The organism is Clostridium moutaii (assembly GCF_041205085.1).
Taxonomy (GTDB): Bacteria; Bacillota; Clostridia; order Clostridiales; family Clostridiaceae; genus Clostridium_B; species Clostridium_B moutaii.
Map to the genome: position 1 here is coordinate 389037 of NZ_JBGEWD010000001.1, position 19512 is coordinate 408548.

The window sequence follows — 19512 nt, forward strand, 5'->3', positions numbered from 1 at the left end:
GTAAATTTACAATGCTTATCTTATCTGTTTTTAAATTTATATTATACTCCTCAATAATTGGAAGTATGTTTGCTATTTTAATACTGATTCTAAGATTTTTATTTAAAAAGAAGCTTCAATGGTAAAATGCTGATTATAAAAGATCCATCCACCATTAAAGTAGGTTATACCAAAGAACTTTTAAAAAACAACAAAACCACAAGTGAACTTGCTGAAAAAAATAAAGCCCTTTGTGCTGTAAATTCCTCACTGCCACTTATTGAAAATGGTAAACCGCTATTATCCAAAAATACAATGTGGGAAATAAATCCGAGGACTGCCATTGCCCAGAAAAAAGATGGAACAGTGATTATGGTTGTAATAGACGGCAGAAATACCAATTCCATAGGTATCTCCTTGTTTAAGCTACAGCAGCTTTTGATTAAAGAGGGTGCTTATACTGCAGCTGCCCTGGATGGCGGCAGTTCCTCCACCATGTATTACAAAGACGGTATTATAAATAAGCCAGCTTATTCAAATGGACAGCAGCCTGTATCCTCAATATTTATGGTTGAGAAATAAAAAATACCAGCATGGATTTGATTCTTGTACAAATCCATGCTCATATTTTTCTATTTTAGTGCATCTTTTAATTCTTTAATAAATCTTTCCACGCTGTCTATTATATCCTCTTTATTTTTTCCCCTTGCGATTCTTTCAATTAATGCACTGCCTATAATTATCCCTTCACAATATGGTTTGAATTTTGCTACCATAGATGCTGAAGATATTCCAAATCCAAGTGCCTTGGGTACATCTGTATAACTTAAAACAACCTTCATATATTCTTTTATATCGGTATTTATAGCATTCCTTGCACCTGTAACCCCATTTACGGAAACACAATATACAAATCCTCTTCCTCCCCTGACTATCTTTTCTATTCTATCCTTTGATGTAGGCGCCACCAGTGGAATAAGATAAACTCCATATTTTTCTCCAATTATTATGATGTCTTTTCTCTCCTCAATGGGAAGATCCGGTATTATGAGGCCATCTATGCCACATCTGCTGCATTCTTTTATAAACTTCTCCATTCCATATCTGAATATGGAACTGTAATAGACAAGATATACCAATGGGACCTGAGTTTTTTTCCTTATTTTTTCTACTATATCCATTATTTTAAATATCTTAACTCCATTTTTAAGTGCCCTGTTTGAAGATGCCTGTATAGTAACACCATCTGCCAGTGGATCTGAATAAGGTATGCCCAGTTCTATTACATCCGCCCCTGCCTTTTCCATGGCAAGAACTATTTCCAGTGTAGTGTCCAGATCCGGATCTCCTGCTGTTATAAAAGGTATCAATGCCTTTTCCCTTTTTCCTTTTAATTCCGTAAATTTCAAATCTATTCTGTTCATTATAACTCCACCCCCATTATAGCTGCTATAGTATTTATATCTTTATCTCCTCTTCCTGACAAATTTACGATGATTATTTTGTCTTTGTCCAGTTCTGGAGCCAATTTCATGGTATAAGCCACTGCATGGGCACTTTCAAGGGCAGGAATTATCCCCTCCACTTTTGACAAATAATTAAATGCTTCTACTGCCTCCCCGTCTGTTGCAGATTTATAAGTTGCCCTTTTTACATCGTTGTAATAAGCATGTTCAGGTCCAACCCCAGGATAATCAAGTCCTGCAGATATGGAATAAGCTGGTAGTATCTGTCCATCTTCATCTTGAAGCACATAGGTCATCATCCCGTGAATTACTCCAACAGATCCTTTTTCTATGGTGGCTGCATGTTTCTCTGTATCAAGCCCTTTTCCTGCAGCTTCCACCCCCACCAAGTTTACAGAAGCATCTTCTACAAAAGGATAAAAAATACCCATGGAATTACTTCCACCACCTACACAGGCTATAATATAATCAGGCAGTCTTCCTTCTTTTTCTAAAATCTGTCTCCTGGCTTCATCTCCAATAACTCTTTGAAAGTCCCTCACCATCGTAGGATATGGATGGGGTCCCATCACGGATCCTATTACATAAAAAGTATCTTGTATATTTGAAACCCAGTTTCTCATGGCTTCATTTACTGCATCCTTTAGTGTCCCTGTTCCTGTAGTCACAGAAGTAACTTTAGCCCCCAGTATTTTCATCTTGAATACATTAAGAGCCTGTCTTCTTATATCCTCTTCGCCCATAAATATCTCGCATTTCATGCCAAATATGGCAGCAGCCGTTGCAGTTGCCACTCCATGCTGCCCCGCCCCTGTTTCAGCTATTACTCTTTTTTTACCCATTCTCCTGGCAAGAAGTACCTGTCCCAAGGCATTGTTTATTTTATGTGCTCCCGTATGATTTAAATCTTCTCTTTTAAGATATATTTTTGCCCCGCCCAGTTTTTTTGTCATATTTTCAGCAAAATATAGTGGATTTTCTCTTCCCACATATTCCTTGAGATAATATTTATATTCCTCCACAAATTTTTCATCTTTTATGGCCTCATTAAATTCTCTGTCCAATTCTATAACTGCATTCATTACAGTTTCAGGTACATACTGTCCTCCAAACTTTCCAAATCTTCCATCCATTATAAATTCCTCACTTTCTGTATGAAATTTTTCATTTTTTCAAAACTCTTAATCTCATTCTCCTCAACACCGCCTGATACATCCACCACATCAGGTGTTACAATTTTTATGGCTTCAATGATATTTTTTGAATTCAGCCCTCCTGCCAGAACAAGTTTTTTGTTTATGTCCAAATCCTTTAAAACATTCCAGTTGAAATTTATACCAGTGCCTCCACTTTTACCTTTTACACTGCTGTCCAAAAGTACAGCTTCAACATTCCAACTGCATATGTCATATATTTCATCCTGAATATTTATTTTTGAAACATGACTTACATCAACATTTACAGTTTTCCATATTTTAAACCTGTATAAATTTTTAACGTATTTTTCATCTTCACTGCCGTGAAGCTGAACTATGTCCAGTTTCAAATTTTCAGCTGTATGAACTACTTCCTCAAAATCATTATCATTAAAAACTCCCACCTTTTTAATTCTGCTGTCCAATCTTTTTATAAGATCTCCTGCCTCATTGGGGGTTACCTTTCTTTTACTTTTACAGAACACAAAACCTGCATAGTCCGGAAGCAATTTATTTAAAAATTCTATATCCTCAATTCTTCTTATTCCGCACACCTTTACTAAAGTCACAGAGCACCTCCTCTAAAATTTCATGCCTTTACACTTTCTACAAATTCATTTAACATGGACACATTTGTTATATTTCTCATAAATGTTTCTCCTATTAGAACTGCATTTACGCCAAGGCTTTCCAGATATTTTACATCTTCCGTATTTTTTATTGCGCTTTCAGATACTACAGTAATCTCCAAAGGTACATTTTTTATAAGTTTTTCCGTATTCTTCAGATTCTCTGTAAAATCCCTTAGGTTTCTATTATTTATGCCTAGAACATCACATCGAGCTTCCAGAGCAATTTCAAGTTCCTCCCTATTATGCACTTCCACCAGACATTGAAGCTCAATTTTTTTTGCCAGATCATAATATTGCTTCAATTTATTCTTTAAAATAGCAGTTATAAGCAGGACAGCATCTGCACCTATGGCTTTTGATTGATATATTTGGTATGGATCAACTATAAAATCTTTTCTCAAAACAGGTTTTGAATTTACTTTTTTAACTTCCTTTATATATGAATCCCTACCTTGGAAAAAATTTTTTTCAGTAAGCACGGATACCGCATCTACATTCATATTTTCATATATTTCTGCTATTTTTACAGCGTCAAAATCTTCTAATATAGTCCCTCTTGAAGGGGATGCTTTTTTTATTTCTGCAATAATTGATATTTTCTTTTTATCCAGTGATTTTTTAAAATCTCTTGTAGTTGCATCTCTGCAGCTTTCCATAAGTCTTTCAAAAGGTATGTTCTTCTTTTCCTGCTGAATCTGAGGTATCTTTTTTGCCACTATGTCTTCCAGTATCATTTATCTGTCATCTCCTCCGTACAGTTATTTTTAATTAATGCTCCTGCTGTAATCTACAAGTTCCTTCATCTTTTCATAAGCTTTTTTTGAATCTATAATTTCTTTTGCCATATCTATTCCCTCTGCCATGCTTTCGCAGGCCTTTCCCACATAAAGAGCCGCACCGCTGTTTATAAGCACAATATCCCTTTTTGGTCCTTTATTGCCTTGAAGGATTTCAAGTATGGACTGTGCATTTTCATAAACTGTACCACCTGCTATGTCAGAAATACTGGACAAATTCATTTCAAAGTCTTCCGGATTTATTGTATAATCCAATATTTCTCCATTTTTAAGTTCACTTACATAAGTTCTGGATGTAGTGCTTATCTCATCAAGCCCATCTTCTCCACAAACCACCATGGCTCTTTCACATTCTAAATTCATAAGCACTTCTGCCACCACATGCGTAAGATTTTTATCATATATTCCAAGTACCTGTCCCTTTACAAAGGCCGGATTTGTAAGTGGACCCAGCAGGTTGAACACTGTTCTTGTACCCAGTTCCTTCCTGGGGCCGGCTACATTTTTCATGGCACTATGATATCTCTGTGCAAATAAAAATGCCATTCCCTTTTCATCAATGCATTTTTTTGCATCTTCCGGTTTTAAGTTTATATTGAATCCCAGTTTTTCAAGTACATCCGCACTGCCGCTTTTACTTGACACAGCCCTATTGCCATGTTTCGCAACCTTCACTCCTGCAGCAGCTGCCACTATTGCAGCTGTGGTTGATATATTAAAAGTTCTTCCCCCATCTCCGCCGGTTCCACAGGTATCAATAACATAATGAGAATGAAGTTTTAAAGGCACTGCATTATCTCTCATGGCCTTTGCAAATCCCGCTATCTCCTCTGAAGTTTCACCCTTCATTCTAAGAGCTATCAAAAAACCACCTATTTGAGAATTGGCTGCCTTTCCAAGCATAATTTCATTCATGGCATTATAGGCCTCTTTCTCTTTTAAATCTTCCTCATTTATTAACTTTTCAATTATTTCCTGCAGCACAACAAATCCCCTCCACAAAATTTTTTACAATTGTCTTCCCATTTTCTGTAAGAATGGACTCCGGATGAAATTGAAGTCCGTAAACTTCATACTTTTTATGTTTTATCGCCATTATTTCCCCGTCATCAAGACTCTGGGCAGTTACCACAAGTTCTTCCGGCAAACTTTTCTTTTCTATTACAAGGGAATGATATCTCATGACATTTATAGGATATTTTAAATGTTCAAATATTTTATTTTGCTTTATATTTATTTTAGATGTCTTTCCATGCATTATGTTCCTGGCCCTTATCACCTTTCCACCATAAGCGCACCCTATCGCTTGATGTCCAAGGCATATACCAAGTATTGGAATCTGTCCTCCAAATTTCTTTACAGTATCTATGCATATACCTGAATTCTCAGGTATACCCGGTCCCGGTGACAGTATTATCCCTATAGGATTCAGATTTTCTATTTCTTCCAGAGATATTCCATCGTTTCTAATTACCTTTATATCTTCATATATCTCTCCTATATACTGGTAAAGGTTGTAGGTAAAAGAATCATAATTATCTATTAAAAGTATCACTATATCACCTCTATCATGGCCCTGGCCTTGTTTAATGTTTCTTCATATTCACTCTCGGCAACAGAATCATAGACAATGCCTGCACCGGATTGAACATAGGCATAATCTCCTTTAAACAATATGGTTCTTATGGCAATACAGGTATCCATATTTCCATTAAATGAAAAATATCCAATTGCCCCGGAATAAATGCCCCTCTTTGTACTTTCCAATTCATCAATTATCTCCATGGCCCTTATCTTGGGAGCACCTGATACAGTTCCCACGGGGATGCAGGATATTAAAGCATCCAGATAATTTAAATTGCTTTTTAACTGGCCTGATACTTTTGAAACTATATGCATTACATGTGAATAAAAGTCCACACCCATAAACTTATCTAACTTTACACTGCCAAATTCACTTATTTTGCCTATATCATTTCTCCCCAGATCAACCAGCATAACATGTTCTGCCCTTTCCTTTTCATCCTTTAGCAATTCCTCTTTAAGTTCTACATCTTCCTCTGCATTTTTACCCCTTGGCCTTGTACCTGCTATGGGATTGGTAACTACTTTTCTATCTTTTACCGATACAAGACTTTCCGGTGATGAACCGGCTATTTTAAATTCTCCAAAATCAATATAAAATAAATATGGGGATGGATTTTTTGTTCTGAGCCTTCTATATACATCAAATGGGTCTGAAGTATTTTTTGATTTAAGCCTTTGAGATAAAACCACCTGAAATATATCACCTGCCTTTATATATTCCCTTGCCTTTTCTACCATACTTTTGTACTTTCCTCTTGTTATATTGGAAGTAACATCTTTTTTATAATTTTTTTCTTCAAGTTGGTGCATCCCGTTACCTTTCATTATCACATTTTCCAGCTGCTCCAATTGCACCTGCACTTCATGATAATTTGTGTCATCATCTTCTGTAACATTGTAAATCAAATAGATTTCATGTTTGAAGTGATCATAGCAGATAAACTTTTTATAGAACATTATATAAGATTCTGGTGTTTCAAGCTCATCTTTATTTTCACAAGGTAATTTTTCATACTGCCTTATCACATCATAGCCTACATAGCCTACGCCCCCTCCTGTAAATGGTATTGAAAGTCCAAATGTTTCATATGGCATATTCAGATATTTTTTTATATAATCAAGTACTTTTCCATTTACATTTTTTAATCCATTCTTATCTTCTACAGATATGTTATTTCCATAACTTTTTATTTTCATATAAGGATCCACACCAGCAAAAGAATACCTTCCTATTTCATTTTCAGAATATATGCTCTCCAGCAAGAACTTGTTTTTTCCATTTAAATTATAGTAAATACCTATTGGAGTAATTTCATCTCCATTGATTTTCATAAATATAGGAAACTTCTTTTTTAAGTTCCTATAATTATAAAATTCTTTTTCAGACAAACTTATCATATTATCACCTCTTTTAATTTTGGTTCTAATTTAAAATTCAATACAAAAAAGGTCATTTCATCCTTAAATTGGGACGAAATGACCGCGGTGCCACCCATATTAGTTTATACCCGTAGAATTTTATAAAATAAAAAAACACTCCATCCTAAAGGACGAAATGCAAAATTTCGTTATACCACCTAAATATAAACTATCTCATCAAGGTACAGATTTTACTCGATACCCTGTCCTTTTAACGGTAGACCACCGACTGCTGCTACTATTAATTTCGCATGGCACTTCAAAGACCCATTCAATACAGGCTACAGTATCTGGCTCACACTATCCCAGGTTCGCTTAAACTAAATTCCTCTATTTACTCTTTCTTCTCATAAGCTTTAACAATTAACTTGTTTTATATATTATACTTCTTTTTTCACATTGTCAACATAAAGTTTTACTATAAGATCTTTAGTCCTTATACTTATATGTCCACACAATAAAAAACATAGATATGAATTTGATTTTTTATACAAATCCATGTCCATGTTTTTAAAATCTATATATATCCCAACATATTTATTATATTCTCAACTTTTGTATCAGAATTAAATCCCGATTTATCTATATAAAGTGTTATAATAGGATATTCAGATCTTTCATATTCAAATACAGAATCACTATCTTCATTGAAAACAAAAGGATTCCTTTTCCTGCACACCTCTTTATCTGCATCTATAAATATCTCAACATAACTTTTTTCTCCAATTATGCTTTTAGCATACTGCCTGTCTTCTTTAAATCTGCTTACAGAGGTTACTATAGTTATCATCCCACTATCTGCAAATAAATTTGCCACTTCTGCAATCCTCCTGGTTTGTTCATGGGCATCTTCAGATTTAAATGTAAGATCTGAGCTGAGTCCAAATCTTAAATGGGAGGAATCAAGATAATACACCTTTTTTCCCAAATCTATAAATCTTTTCTCAAGCTTAACTGCTATTTCATTCTTGCCACAGCCAGGAAGTCCTGTGAGCCATATAACCCTGCCGCTCTGTCCCAAATTTTTTTCTCTGTCTCTCCTCGATACAAGTCTTTTTCTTATGGATATATTCTTGCTTTTTACTCCTTTTATCTCCCTCTTAAGTGAATCTTCTACATCTGAAATAATTCCACCGCCGCTTATATCATAGCCGTCTATTATTACAAATCTTCCAGTGGATTGAAGTTCACTGAATTTATCGAAGCAGATCGATTTTGTTGTCTTTATTGTGACTTCAGCTACATCATTTTTCTTTATAAAATTACGATCATCGCTGTCCAGTGTGGCTGCATCAGTTATCTTATTTATTGATATTATCTTAAACTCCGCTTCCTGAGTTTCAATTTTTAGTTTATATATTTTATCTTTTACCAGATTATTATTTCCAAGCCAAAATACATTTGCATTAAAAACATTTCCAACAGTAACAGGAACATCTTTATGACATATAAACTCTCCTCTTTTATTATAAAATTCATTTTCCAAAGTAATACCTACAGACATTCCAGCAGTTACTGTGTCTACCATATCACGCTGCTGCCATGCTTCAACAGATCTTACTTTTGTTGTTTTTCCTGAAGGGTAAATTACAATTTCATCACCTTTTTTTAGGGTGCCGGATTCAATTCTACCTGCTATAATTCTTCTATTATCAAACTTATACACATCCTGAATTGGGAATCTAAGTTCTTTTTCTTCAATTCCCCTATCCTTTTCTATACTGTCCATACTCTCCAAAATATTTTGTCCATTATACCATGGCATTTTTTCTGATTTATTTGCTACGTTCTCCCCATTGGCAGCCGAGATTGGTATATACCCCTCTGGATATATATTTATATTATTTAAAAACTCATTGAATTCCCCTTGAACTTCATTAAATCTATCTTCTGAATAATCCACTAAATCCATTTTATTTATGGCTACAAATACTTTTTTAATTCCAAGAAGTGACAATATATACCCATGTCTCTTGGACTGCTCCTGAACTCCTTCTTTAGCATCTATAACCAAAATAGCAGCTTCTGCACTAGCTGCTCCTGATATCATGTTTTTCAAAAATTCCTTATGTCCTGGAGCATCTATAATAACATAATCCCTTTTCTTGGTAAAAAACTGAAGCATGGTTATATCTATAGTTATGCCCTGTTTTTGTTCTTCTTCAAAGGCATCAAGTAAATATGCATATTCAAACCTTTTTCCATTTTCCTCAGATATCCTTTTTACTTTCTCAATTTCACCTTCTGGAAGGGATCCAGTATCATAAAGCAACCTTCCTATTAAAGTTGATTTACCATGATCAACATGCCCAACAACAACTATATTTAAATTTTCTCTATCTTTAGCCATTTAATTTAAGACCTCCTCTTATTCAATCTGCGTCTCCATATAAATGTGAACTGCCAATTGTGAATTGCAAATTGCCTACATATATCCATCTTTTCTCAGTTTCTCAAGTGCATGGGCATCTTCCTTGTCCTGAGCCCTTCCAGATCTTTCAGTATCATTGGTATTTTTAAGTTCTTCTATTATATCATCTAATGTAACGGCATTTGATTCTATAGGGTTAGTGCATGGTTTACATCCAAGACTTCTATATCTTTTGCCATTTTTAGCAAAGTATAAACTTACTACAGGAATATTTTCTCTTCTTATATATTCCCAGATATCCAGCTCGGTCCAATTTATAATGGGGTGTACTCTTATATGATTGCCCTTTCTAAAATCAGTTTTAAATTGATCCCACAGTTCAGGTGGTTGATCTGTATAATTCCATTTTGACTCTGCATTCCTCTCACTAAATACTCTCTCTTTAGAACGGGAACCTTCTTCATCCCTTCTTATTCCTACGATAAGTCCATCAAATTTGTATTTATCAACTACCTGTTGAAGTCCTTCCGTCTTCAATGCCTTACAACAAACAAGCCTTCCTTTCTCAGGACCCATTCCTTCCCGTAATGCTTCAGTATTGGTATGAACTATTAAATTCAAATTATACTTTTTTGCTATTTCATCCCTGAATTTTATCATCTCCGGCATCTTGAATGTAGTATCAACGTGAATAAGCGGAAATGGACAATTGCCAAAAAATGCTTTTTGAGCCAGCCAGAGCATCACCGTAGAATCTTTTCCTATTGACCATAACATTCCAAGTTTTCCTAATTTCTTATATGCTTCTCTAAAAATATAAATACTTTCAGCTTCTAACCTGTCCAAATGATCCATTTAAAATATTCCTCCTTGTATACATAACACAATTTATTTAATAATTTCAAAGTCTGAAATTCTCAGACTTTAATATCCAGCCCGCATTTATATCTAATATTTTTTTCAAGTTTTCCAAACACAAGCTTATCAAAAAGTAACCCCAGCACAAGTATTACAATCATAACTGCCATTACCTGACTTATATCAGCTAAATCTCTTCCTACCATAAGTACCTGCCCCAATCCTTTTGTTGCAGACATCATCTCAGCTGACATAAGTGCCCTCCATGCAAAAGACCACCCCTGCTTCATACCTGAAATAACTGATGGCAATGCTGCCGGAAATATTACATTTGTGTACAAATTCCTACCTTTAGCCCCCATAGTCCTTGCAGCTTTTAAATAAAGGGGATTTATATTTTTAATACCGGACTCCGTAGCTATAGCTATGGCAAAAGTTGAGCCGATTATAACCACAAATAGTATGGCATTTTCATTTAATCCATACCAGAGAATTGCAAAAGGCACCCAGCATATACTTGGAAGAGTCTGCATTCCAAGTATTAAGGGACTAAAGTTCTCATCAAGATACTTGAATTTTACAACCAAAAGCCCCATAGTAACGCCTATAACCAATGATATAAAATATCCTATCACAAGCCTTCTTAGACTCACAGCAATTGCCACCGCAAGAGTATTATCACCAATAAGGGTAGCTAAAGTTTTGGCTACATCTACAGGAGATGGAAATGTATAGACTTTCCATATCTTAAGTATGTCCACCCCTAATTTATATACCATTTCCCATATTATTATCAGGATCATGTAAAATGCTATTTTCTTCAATACTCCAACCACTATCATATTCAGCTTTTGCAACTTTTTCCACCTCCTCTTTAAGTTCACTCATTACCTGTGCAACTATATAAGCCAGATCAGTATTCTCGATAGTTCTTGGCCTTGCAAGTTTTATATTAAATTCTCCTTTAATCTTTCCGGGATTTGCAGCCATAACTACAACTCTATCAGCTAAAAGTACAGCCTCCTCTACATTATGTGTTACAAAAACTATAGTTTTTTTAGTTTGCATCCATATCTTCTGAAGCTGAGTTTGAAGTATGCTTCTAGTTTGACTATCAAGTGCCGAAAAAGGTTCATCCATTAAAAGTACCTTAGAATCAAGTGTCAATGCCCTTGCAAGAGAAACTCTCTGTTTCATTCCACCAGACAACTCATGAATGTATGAATTTTGAAATTTAGTCAAGTGAACCATTCTAAGATATTTTACAGCTTTTTCTCTTCTTTCCTCTTTAGATATGCCAGCCATCTTCATTCCAAATTCTACATTGTCTATAACTTTAAGCCAGGGAAAAAGGGCAGAGTCCTGAAACATCATTGCCCTATCTACTCCTACACTATTTATCTCTTTATCATCTAAAATCACTTTACCTTGAGTTGGTTTTTCAAGACCGGCAATTATATTTAAAAGAGTGGATTTACCACATCCGGAGGGTCCTAGAAGACATACAAATTCTCCATCTTTAAAAGAGATATTTATATCATCTAGAGTTAAAGTTTCTTTTGTCTTTGTAATAAATCTTTTGCTCACACCTTTTATAATTAACGACAATTTTAATCCCCCTTTTACAGACACCCGTATTATAAATCAACAGTATATTACTGAATCTGTTTTTGCCCTTCTTCTTTTAATACCTTATTTAACGGCTCCAAATTAATAAGATTTTTTGTATCAGGTTTTTGTTTTATAAATCCTGTACTGACTGATAAATCAACCATTTCATTCACAGCATCTTTTTCAGGATCGTTTGTCGTAGTTATTCTCTTAAAAGCAGAAGTTAATACATCCTTTGAAAGTGATTTCTTAGTTAGATTGTATATTTGCTTATTTATTATGTCACTTGCCTGGCTGTTGTTTTTATTTATATAATCTGTCAATTCCACATGAGTTTTTAAAAATTTCTCTACTATATCAGGGTGATCTTTCAAGAATTCTTTTCTCACAATAACTACGGCTGTAGGGTATTTTCCATTTCTCCATATCTTGTCATAATCAAGAACCACATTAGCCCCTGCTTCAACTACAAGTCTTGAACCCCATGGTTCCGGTACAAGTGCTGCATCTATCTGATTGGTTGTCAAAAGCGTCTTTATATCCGGATTATCTGCCTGCACTATTTCCACATTCCCACCTTTAGTTTTATCCTTCAGCCCATTTTCATTTAATAGATTTCTCAAGGACAAATCCTGTGTATTTCCAAACTGTGGTACTGCTACTTTCTTATTGGCCAGTTCCTTAACACTTTTTATTGGTTCATCTTTTCTAGAAACAAGTATGGCGCCTGCATCTGTGGAACCTGCTATAATTTGGACATCACCTTTTGATTTGGTGTATCCATTAATAGCTGGTCCAGGTCCTATATATCCTATGTCTACGGCACCTGCCAAAACTGACTCTATTTCAGATGATCCTGCATTAAATTGCTTCCACTCTACTTTTGTCTTATTTCCAAATGCCTTTTCAAAGCTCTTATTTTGCTTGCCAACCAATGCCTGAGAATGAGTTATATTAGGAAAAAATCCTATATGGACGGTTATATTATCATCAGCCTGCTTACTACTGTTTCCACAACCTGAAAATGCCCCCAAGACTGATATTATGGTTAAAACTGATATTATCTTTTTAATTTTCATTTAAAATCCCCCTTATTTTAATATTTATTTGATTCTTTTCTATTAGTACTTATTATGATTTCAATATCATCTTTATTTATTACATGCCATTTCAAATGATCCCCTCTCTTACTAATGTACAAATAGGAACCACTTCCTCCTATATCTGCTCCTAAATAATATTTAATTGCACCATTGGCACATTCTTTAACACAAGCAGCACATCCCCAACAGTTTTTCTCATATTTTATATATGCTTTTCCCTCTTTATTTTTATATATCAGACTTCCGGGGCAGACTGTCATACATTTAAGACATCCTATACATTTGTCCTTTTCAATTCTTATGCTCATATATTTCGTCCCTTCTCACTATATCTCTAAATATGATATTCACCCTTCCATCTTTATACACGGAATTAACATATTTAATCCAATTTTCATCATCTTTGTCAGGAAAATCAGTATTCTCTTCATAACATTTCCATCTTGTCTCATGCCTTGCCTTTAGATGAGCTATAAGAACTTTGCATATATACAACCTGTCAATCAACTCATATATGAACAGGAGTTCATGACAGTCATCTGCTTTTAGGCTGATGCTTATTTTAAGCAATTCATCTATTCTATTTTCAGCTATACCCAGTTTTTTCGTATTGTATCTGTAATTTTGAGATATGCCTCCAGCATATTCATCCATAATTTTCTGCATGGCTTCTTCCAATTCATCAACACTGTAAAAGCTTTGATTATTTCTGAAAAATCCATTTACCCCATTCAATTTGTTTTTTATGCTCTCTTCATCTAGACATTCAATGTTAACATTTTTAATATAGCTTAACGCCGAATCTGCCGCTATCTGGCCTTCAGCAAAACATCCTGTTGCATATTTTTTGGGGCTTCCTCCACTTACATCACCTGCAGAATAAAGGCCCATCAAAGTCGTCGCTCTTTTAGTATCCACCCAATACCCACTAGCAGTATGTCCACCTACTACATACGGTTCAGTTCCCTCAATTTCCACATTTTCTGCTGATGGCATCTTACCGCTGTCTATCCACTTAAGTACTTGGGATGGTGCCATATTCAGATAAGCTTTGACCAGATCATCTTCTTTCTCTTTGGTAATATTTTTGGTTTTTAAAAAGCATGGACCGTTGCCCTTTTTATTTTCCATTACTGTAGCATAAAGTCTATTTATAGTTGTTGATTTTCCATACCTTTTTACATACTCCTCACTTTTCCCATTTATTTGGGGAGTTCCTATTCCCTGGGCTATAGTTCCTGTAGGAGCTATGGTATCTTTACATCTCAGAGCAATAAACCTCATTTCAAAAGTTGTCATTTCAGCTCCCGCCCTTATTCCCATTGCATATCCTGCTCCAGTGTTAAAAGGTGAATACCACATTTTATGTTTTGAAAAGTTAGGGTTATTGGGTTTATATATTCCTGATGTCCCTCCTGTGGCACATATGACAGCCTTTGCATAGATTACATAAAATCTTTTATCATGGACAGAAAACCCATAAGCGCCTATTATCCTTCTATCTTTCTGTATATAATCTATAATATTTATGCCATTTAGCACATTTATGTTATGTTGATTATTGACTTCTGCCGCAAGTATTGGCTTGATGTTTTCTCCATTTATCTTTATACTTCTTTTGCCTCTCTTTACATATCTTCCTCTTGAGTCTTTTAAAATTGGAAGTCCCATCTTCTCCATCTCATAAGTTACATTGTTGAGCCTTTTAGCTGTGGTATATACTAAATCTTCCCTTATGATTCCATTAAATTCTTTCTTTACATAGTCCACAAAGGATTCAGGAGTCTCACCTTCATTTATGTATGCATTTAAGGCATTTATCCCAGCTGCAAGACATCCACTCCTCTTTATATTTGCTTTTTCCGCAATTAAAACATCTATTTCTGGAGATGATTTAGCTGCTCTAAGTGCAGCAAAGCAACCTGCAGTGCCTCCCCCTATTATCAGAATATCAGCAGCTAGTTTTTGAATTATAAATTCCATTTAATCACTCCTGCCTTTTACAAGATAAAAAGTTCAATATTTTATTCACACATTGTTCAGTACTATTTGATTGAGTGTATATAACAATTTCAGGATTATCAGGTAACTCATAAGGAGAATCTATACCTGTAAAGTTCTTTATTTCACCCTTTCTGGCTTTTTTATAGATTCCCTTGGGATCTCTACTTTCACAAACTTCAAGAGGACAATCTACGTATACTTCTATAAAATCCTTACCCAGCAAATTTCTGATTTTATTTCTATCCGCCTTAAATGGTGATACAAAAGCTGCAATTGTAATAATCCCTGAATCCACAAACAATTTACATACTTCTGATATTCTTCTTATGTTTTCAACCCTATCCTCTTTGGTAAATCCAAGATTTGAATTTAAACCATACCTCACATTGTCGCCATCCAAAAGATAAGTAAGCCTGCCAATATCATGCAGCCTAGTTTCCAGTGCAGAAGCTATAGTGGATTTTCCTGAACCGGAAAGTCCTGTGAACCATATAAGCATTCCCTTTTGATGAAGCAATTTTTCCCTCATTTCTCTATTTACCAATGTTTTATGCCATTCTATATTGGTTGATTTTACATTCAATAAAAATTCCCCCTTATTATCCAGAACAAATAATTACAAGCATACATCTCTTAGTATTAATATTGTGCACTAAACTTTGTCATTCCTATACTTTTCACCATTTTAGTAAAAAGTGTGTTGAATATATCCCCCTTTTCAACTTTTATTTATTCTCTTAAATGCATAAATAAGAAAAAGCCAAGCATAGCCTATTAATAGAGATCATATATAATCTCATCTCTATACTAAGCTAGCTTGGCCTCTAGTTTTTCTAGTCAGTCAAACAAAAAACTTCCTATGGAGAAACCCATAGGAAGCTATATCCTCTCGTCTCTCATCTTTCAGATAAATTCACACCTGCTGGAATTGGCACCGTTAAATATACATATATTCAGGTTGCCGGGCATCATAAGGCCAGTCCCTCCGCCGCTCTTGATAAGAAGTTTCATATTTAATTTTGTATTGTAAAAAGTAAATTATATATAATATATAACCTTTTAAGTTTTTTGTCAATATAAAATTTAAAAACAATTAATAACTTTCTTTAAATATAAATTTGCTTATTATGAGAATTTAAAATAAAATATAAAATAATATATGCTACGTGGATATTGTGGATATTAATAAAAGGAAGTGCTTAATAATGGATAAAAATCAAATCACATGCATACAAAATGTTCGTTTTATTTTTAATTTTTTTGAGCTTTCTAAGGGAAAATCCATTTTAAAAAATATTGATGACAACACCAATATGACTGCTGAATCATTGAGAAATTTAGGACATTCACTGCAGCAGCGTTTTTCAAGGATTGCCTCCATGGTAGAAATTTTGCAATCTTCCCATGATAATTGGGAAATCGCCAGAAAAAAAGATAGGATCATCATGGAAACAGAATCTTTTGATTTTAACGATGCAATTAAAATATTATCGGCAAAAGGTTTCAAAGATGATGAATACATCTTGAAGGTGGAATATGAAAGAAAATGGGGAATGCTTTAAATTTTTCATTATAAGAAAAGAGACATCTTAAAAATTAAGATGTCCCCTTATTTTATAAACTAGACCAATAAGAACCTAAAATCAATATAGATACTATATATCCTAAAATAACATTGACAACTGCACCGGCAGAAAATGCAGCAAAGGGTTTCCAGCCAACAGCTGTTAATTGTTTAAACCGGGTAGTAAGTCCAATAGACAGGAAACAAAATGTAAATGCCCAGGTTCTGATTTCCTTAATTGGAGCAATTACATTGGAATTAATTGATGTGGCTGCAGCTGGTGAAACATTTGAAAGCAAAATAGTGAGAAATATTGAAGCTATAAAGAATCCAATGACAAATTTCGGAAACCTATGCCAGATATCAGAGGCATTGGCCTTTGTCCCACTTTCTTTATTCTCCCATTTCGTAATTGAGATTATAGCTAAAATAAAGCACCAGATTCCAATAAACATATCACGACCAACCACTTTCATGAGGGTGAATGTAGTAATAGCTTTATCGCCAAATGAACTGGCAGCCGTGACACCTGCAGCATCTGCAAATTCAGATGTGCCAATCCACGCACCTGCCGGCCCTGCTGGTATACCAGCCAGTTTTATAAACACTGACAGTGCGAAAATCATAACAACTGCCCAAGCTACCACAAGAGAAATAGCTACGGAAACTTCCTCCTTTTTTGTCTGTATAGCACTTCCTACAGCTATGGATGCTGAAACTCCGCAAATGGATCCGCCTGCTCCCAAAGTAGCAGCAAACCTTTTATCAAGTCCCAACCATTTTGTACCTACAAAATAAATTGTCAAAAATGTAGAAACAGCAATTACAGTTGCCTGTAAAAAAGCAACAGGCCCAGCTTTTACAATCAGTGTAAATGGAAGTGTGGCACCTAAAAGTACAATACCCACTTTTACATATAATTCTGTTCTAAGTGCTGTTTCAAACCATTTTGGAATAGAAAATAAATTACTGATTATCAATCCTATAAATAATGCAACAAGAGGTGCTTCCAAATTATATTGTTGTGCCCATCCCCAGGAGCTAAAGGAATTAATTATAACACTTAAAATAAACAGAACTAAAAATCCTATAAAAAAATCTGTAAACTTATAATGTAAAAATAGATTTGCAATAGAAAACAAAATTAAAAATACAATAAACAAAAGTGCAATGGAGCCGATGTTATTTCCCAATGCAGAAAATAGCACACTTATATCTGCCCATTTTGGGATCTTGGCAGTAATAAACTTAATTGAGCCTCCAGATGACCATAGAACAACTGCAGCAACTACTAAAATCAGGCCTATCCATACTGCCCACCAATCCTCTTTTTTTACCAAATCACTCCAGCCATTTTCCTTTGAATTAAATTTTTTTTCAGACATAAAAACAACTCCTTTAATAATTTAAATAGTATTCAGCCATAGAACTAACTTATGTCCAACTTTTAATGTATTCAATTAATAATGCTGCAGTTACTGTGCATAATTATCACGCCTCCAATTCCACCATATTCTATAAGTTCTAAAAAGAGATCAGGTTTTATTGATATGCCAATAAAACCTGATCTCTAGTTTTTCTAGTCAATCCAGTACAAATAAAAAACTCCCTATGGAGAAACCACAGGAAGCTATATCCTTATTGTTTCTCATCTTTCAGGTGAATATGCACCTGCTGGAATTAGCACCATTGAATAAAAAACATATTCAGGTTGCCGGATATCATAGGGCCAGTCCCTCCATCACTCTTGATAAGAAATTTTGCATTTATTCAATTTTAATTTACGTATGTGATATAACTTTTAAAATACTTTGTCAACAACAAATTTTTTATTATCTATATCATATTGATCATTAATACATTTTTCCAACAAAAAAGCTGCCGCACCTACTGAAACCGCATTTTTTTTAAAATATCCATGCTTTTTTATTGAAACACTTTTAGGAATATATTGTGTACATGTTTCATAAAATATTTGGAAATCAACCAAAGATCCGCTTAATATAATACATTCAAGATCCAACAAATTTATATAAGCTTCTATTCTTTTACTCAATTTTGATGCAGCATCCAAAAGAAGTTTTTCAGACAACACACTATTTTTTATATAACTAAAATACACTTTATCCAAACCAATACTGCCATTCATATTCTCAATCATATGTTCAAATGCATATTCATTGTCCCCTGCTGATCTTATAATTCTTCCCTGGACAATTGCTGCCTGTTTCAATCTAGCTCCACAATCAAAATAAGCTAAATTCTTGAATTGCCTTCCTGCTCCATACAAATACTCTGCAGTAACAGCAGAATCCGAGCAATTCTCACTAATTACACTGCACCCTAGTTTTTCTTCAAGTACCTTGCCTATATTTTCATCACTCCAAAGATTGGTCTCAATTGCAAGTCCAATTCCTACAAGCTGAAGAAACTCCAGATTTAATTCTTCATAAACATTTTTCATAATCTGGAGAATTTTTTCTATGACTTCACTGCAAGAACTGCAAAAATCAATATAAAAACTTTTTTTATAAAAAATCTCCATTCTCAGATTCACTATGGATACCTGTGCATAAGTACTGCATATACCTATGCCCACAATATAAAACCTGCACACATTTACATCATACAACACAGGTTTCCTTCCCCCTGTAGATTCTCCAACACATTTTTGCACCAGAATGGATTTTTGTTCAAGTGGATTCATTATGCGATTTAATGTGGTCAATTTCATTCCAGTTTTAAACAAAATTTCATTTTTACTCATAATTCCATTTTTTTGTATCAGATTGAATATTCTCTTTTCTTCAGGTCTTAAATCTCTAAACAATTCATAGCTGTTTATCATAGTTATCATACCTTTTACCATTATTATATATTTCATACTTACAATAAAATATAATCTTAAATTAAGGTATATGTCAA

General features: G+C 34.3%; 19 protein-coding genes and 2 riboswitches. Of the genes, 2 read left to right on the forward strand and 17 right to left on the reverse strand.

The features are described from left to right. Positions 1-126: 126 nt before the first annotated feature. On the forward strand, positions 127-561 hold the full coding sequence (locus tag AB8U03_RS02030) for a phosphodiester glycosidase family protein (protein ID WP_369702858.1): 435 nt from the start codon (positions 127-129) through the stop codon (positions 559-561). A 50-nt stretch (positions 562-611) separates the two neighbouring features. Here the strand turns inward: AB8U03_RS02030 and trpA are convergent, their stop codons facing one another. The 15 genes from trpA to cysC form a co-directional block, all read right to left on the reverse strand. Further along, entirely contained in the window at positions 612-1403 is a 792-nt protein-coding gene (gene trpA / locus AB8U03_RS02035; RefSeq protein WP_369702859.1) for a tryptophan synthase subunit alpha, read from the reverse strand. Next, complete coding sequence (trpB, locus tag AB8U03_RS02040; RefSeq protein WP_369702860.1) at positions 1403-2578, reverse strand: tryptophan synthase subunit beta; 1176 nt, start codon at positions 2576-2578, stop codon at positions 1403-1405. The genes trpA and trpB overlap by 1 nt, the downstream gene beginning before the upstream one ends. Then, positions 2578-3210, reverse strand: coding sequence for a phosphoribosylanthranilate isomerase (locus AB8U03_RS02045; RefSeq protein ID WP_369702861.1), 633 nt, complete (start codon positions 3208-3210; stop codon positions 2578-2580). The genes trpB and AB8U03_RS02045 overlap by 1 nt, the downstream gene beginning before the upstream one ends. Before the next feature lie 20 nt (positions 3211-3230). Beyond that, the gene (trpC, locus tag AB8U03_RS02050) at positions 3231-4007 is read right to left on the reverse strand and encodes an indole-3-glycerol phosphate synthase TrpC (protein ID WP_369702862.1); all 777 of its coding nucleotides are present in this window, start codon (positions 4005-4007) and stop codon (positions 3231-3233) included. A 30-nt stretch (positions 4008-4037) separates the two neighbouring features. Next, positions 4038-5054, reverse strand: a complete 1017-nt coding sequence (gene trpD, locus AB8U03_RS02055; RefSeq protein ID WP_369702863.1) for an anthranilate phosphoribosyltransferase — start codon at positions 5052-5054, stop codon at positions 4038-4040. After that, positions 5035-5625: an anthranilate synthase component II gene (locus AB8U03_RS02060; RefSeq protein ID WP_369702864.1), complete on the reverse strand. Its 591-nt coding sequence runs from the start codon at positions 5623-5625 to the stop codon at positions 5035-5037. Before AB8U03_RS02060 ends, trpD begins: the two co-directional genes overlap by 20 nt. Next, entirely contained in the window at positions 5625-7055 is a 1431-nt protein-coding gene (gene trpE / locus AB8U03_RS02065; RefSeq protein WP_369702865.1) for an anthranilate synthase component I, read from the reverse strand. Before trpE ends, AB8U03_RS02060 begins: the two co-directional genes overlap by 1 nt. Before the next feature lie 538 nt (positions 7056-7593). Beyond that, positions 7594-9426 carry a GTP-binding protein gene (locus tag AB8U03_RS02070; RefSeq protein ID WP_369702866.1) on the reverse strand — a complete coding sequence of 611 codons (1833 nt, stop codon included), beginning with the start codon at positions 9424-9426 and terminating at the stop codon, positions 7594-7596. 75 nt (positions 9427-9501) lie between these two features. Then, positions 9502-10302 (reverse strand): sulfate adenylyltransferase subunit CysD, encoded by an 801-nt coding sequence (gene cysD / locus AB8U03_RS02075; protein ID WP_369702867.1) that lies wholly within the window; start codon positions 10300-10302, stop codon positions 9502-9504. Between the two features lie 62 nt (positions 10303-10364). Then, complete coding sequence (locus AB8U03_RS02080; protein ID WP_369703022.1) at positions 10365-11108, reverse strand: ABC transporter permease; 744 nt, start codon at positions 11106-11108, stop codon at positions 10365-10367. Continuing rightward, a complete protein-coding gene (locus AB8U03_RS02085; RefSeq protein WP_369702868.1) occupies positions 11074-11913 on the reverse strand; it encodes an ABC transporter ATP-binding protein in 840 nt (279 codons plus the stop codon). The genes AB8U03_RS02080 and AB8U03_RS02085 overlap by 35 nt, the downstream gene beginning before the upstream one ends. A gap of 47 nt (positions 11914-11960) precedes the next feature. After that, a complete protein-coding gene (locus AB8U03_RS02090; protein WP_369702869.1) occupies positions 11961-12995 on the reverse strand; it encodes an aliphatic sulfonate ABC transporter substrate-binding protein in 1035 nt (344 codons plus the stop codon). Between the two features lie 17 nt (positions 12996-13012). Then, positions 13013-13327 (reverse strand): 4Fe-4S dicluster domain-containing protein, encoded by a 315-nt coding sequence (locus tag AB8U03_RS02095; RefSeq protein WP_369702870.1) that lies wholly within the window; start codon positions 13325-13327, stop codon positions 13013-13015. Next, positions 13311-15002 carry an adenylyl-sulfate reductase subunit alpha gene (locus AB8U03_RS02100; RefSeq protein WP_369702871.1) on the reverse strand — a complete coding sequence of 564 codons (1692 nt, stop codon included), beginning with the start codon at positions 15000-15002 and terminating at the stop codon, positions 13311-13313. Before AB8U03_RS02100 ends, AB8U03_RS02095 begins: the two co-directional genes overlap by 17 nt. Positions 15003-15006: 4 nt before the next feature. Next, complete coding sequence (gene cysC / locus AB8U03_RS02105) at positions 15007-15606, reverse strand: adenylyl-sulfate kinase (protein ID WP_369702872.1); 600 nt, start codon at positions 15604-15606, stop codon at positions 15007-15009. Between the two features lie 310 nt (positions 15607-15916). Beyond that, positions 15917-16027, reverse strand: a riboswitch (SAM riboswitch). Between the two features lie 201 nt (positions 16028-16228). Between cysC and AB8U03_RS02110 the strand changes: the two genes are divergently transcribed. Continuing rightward, positions 16229-16585, forward strand: a complete 357-nt coding sequence (locus AB8U03_RS02110) for a hypothetical protein (protein WP_369702873.1) — start codon at positions 16229-16231, stop codon at positions 16583-16585. Between the two features lie 52 nt (positions 16586-16637). Here AB8U03_RS02110 and AB8U03_RS02115 read toward each other — a convergent pair whose 3' ends face one another. Then, on the reverse strand, positions 16638-17972 hold the full coding sequence (locus AB8U03_RS02115) for a YeiH family protein (protein ID WP_369702874.1): 1335 nt from the start codon (positions 17970-17972) through the stop codon (positions 16638-16640). A gap of 260 nt (positions 17973-18232) precedes the next feature. Then, a riboswitch (SAM riboswitch) is annotated at positions 18233-18344 on the reverse strand. Positions 18345-18388: 44 nt separating this feature from the next. Beyond that, on the reverse strand, positions 18389-19471 hold the full coding sequence (locus AB8U03_RS02120; RefSeq protein ID WP_369702875.1) for an ROK family transcriptional regulator: 1083 nt from the start codon (positions 19469-19471) through the stop codon (positions 18389-18391). Between the last annotated feature and the right edge of the window lie 41 nt (positions 19472-19512).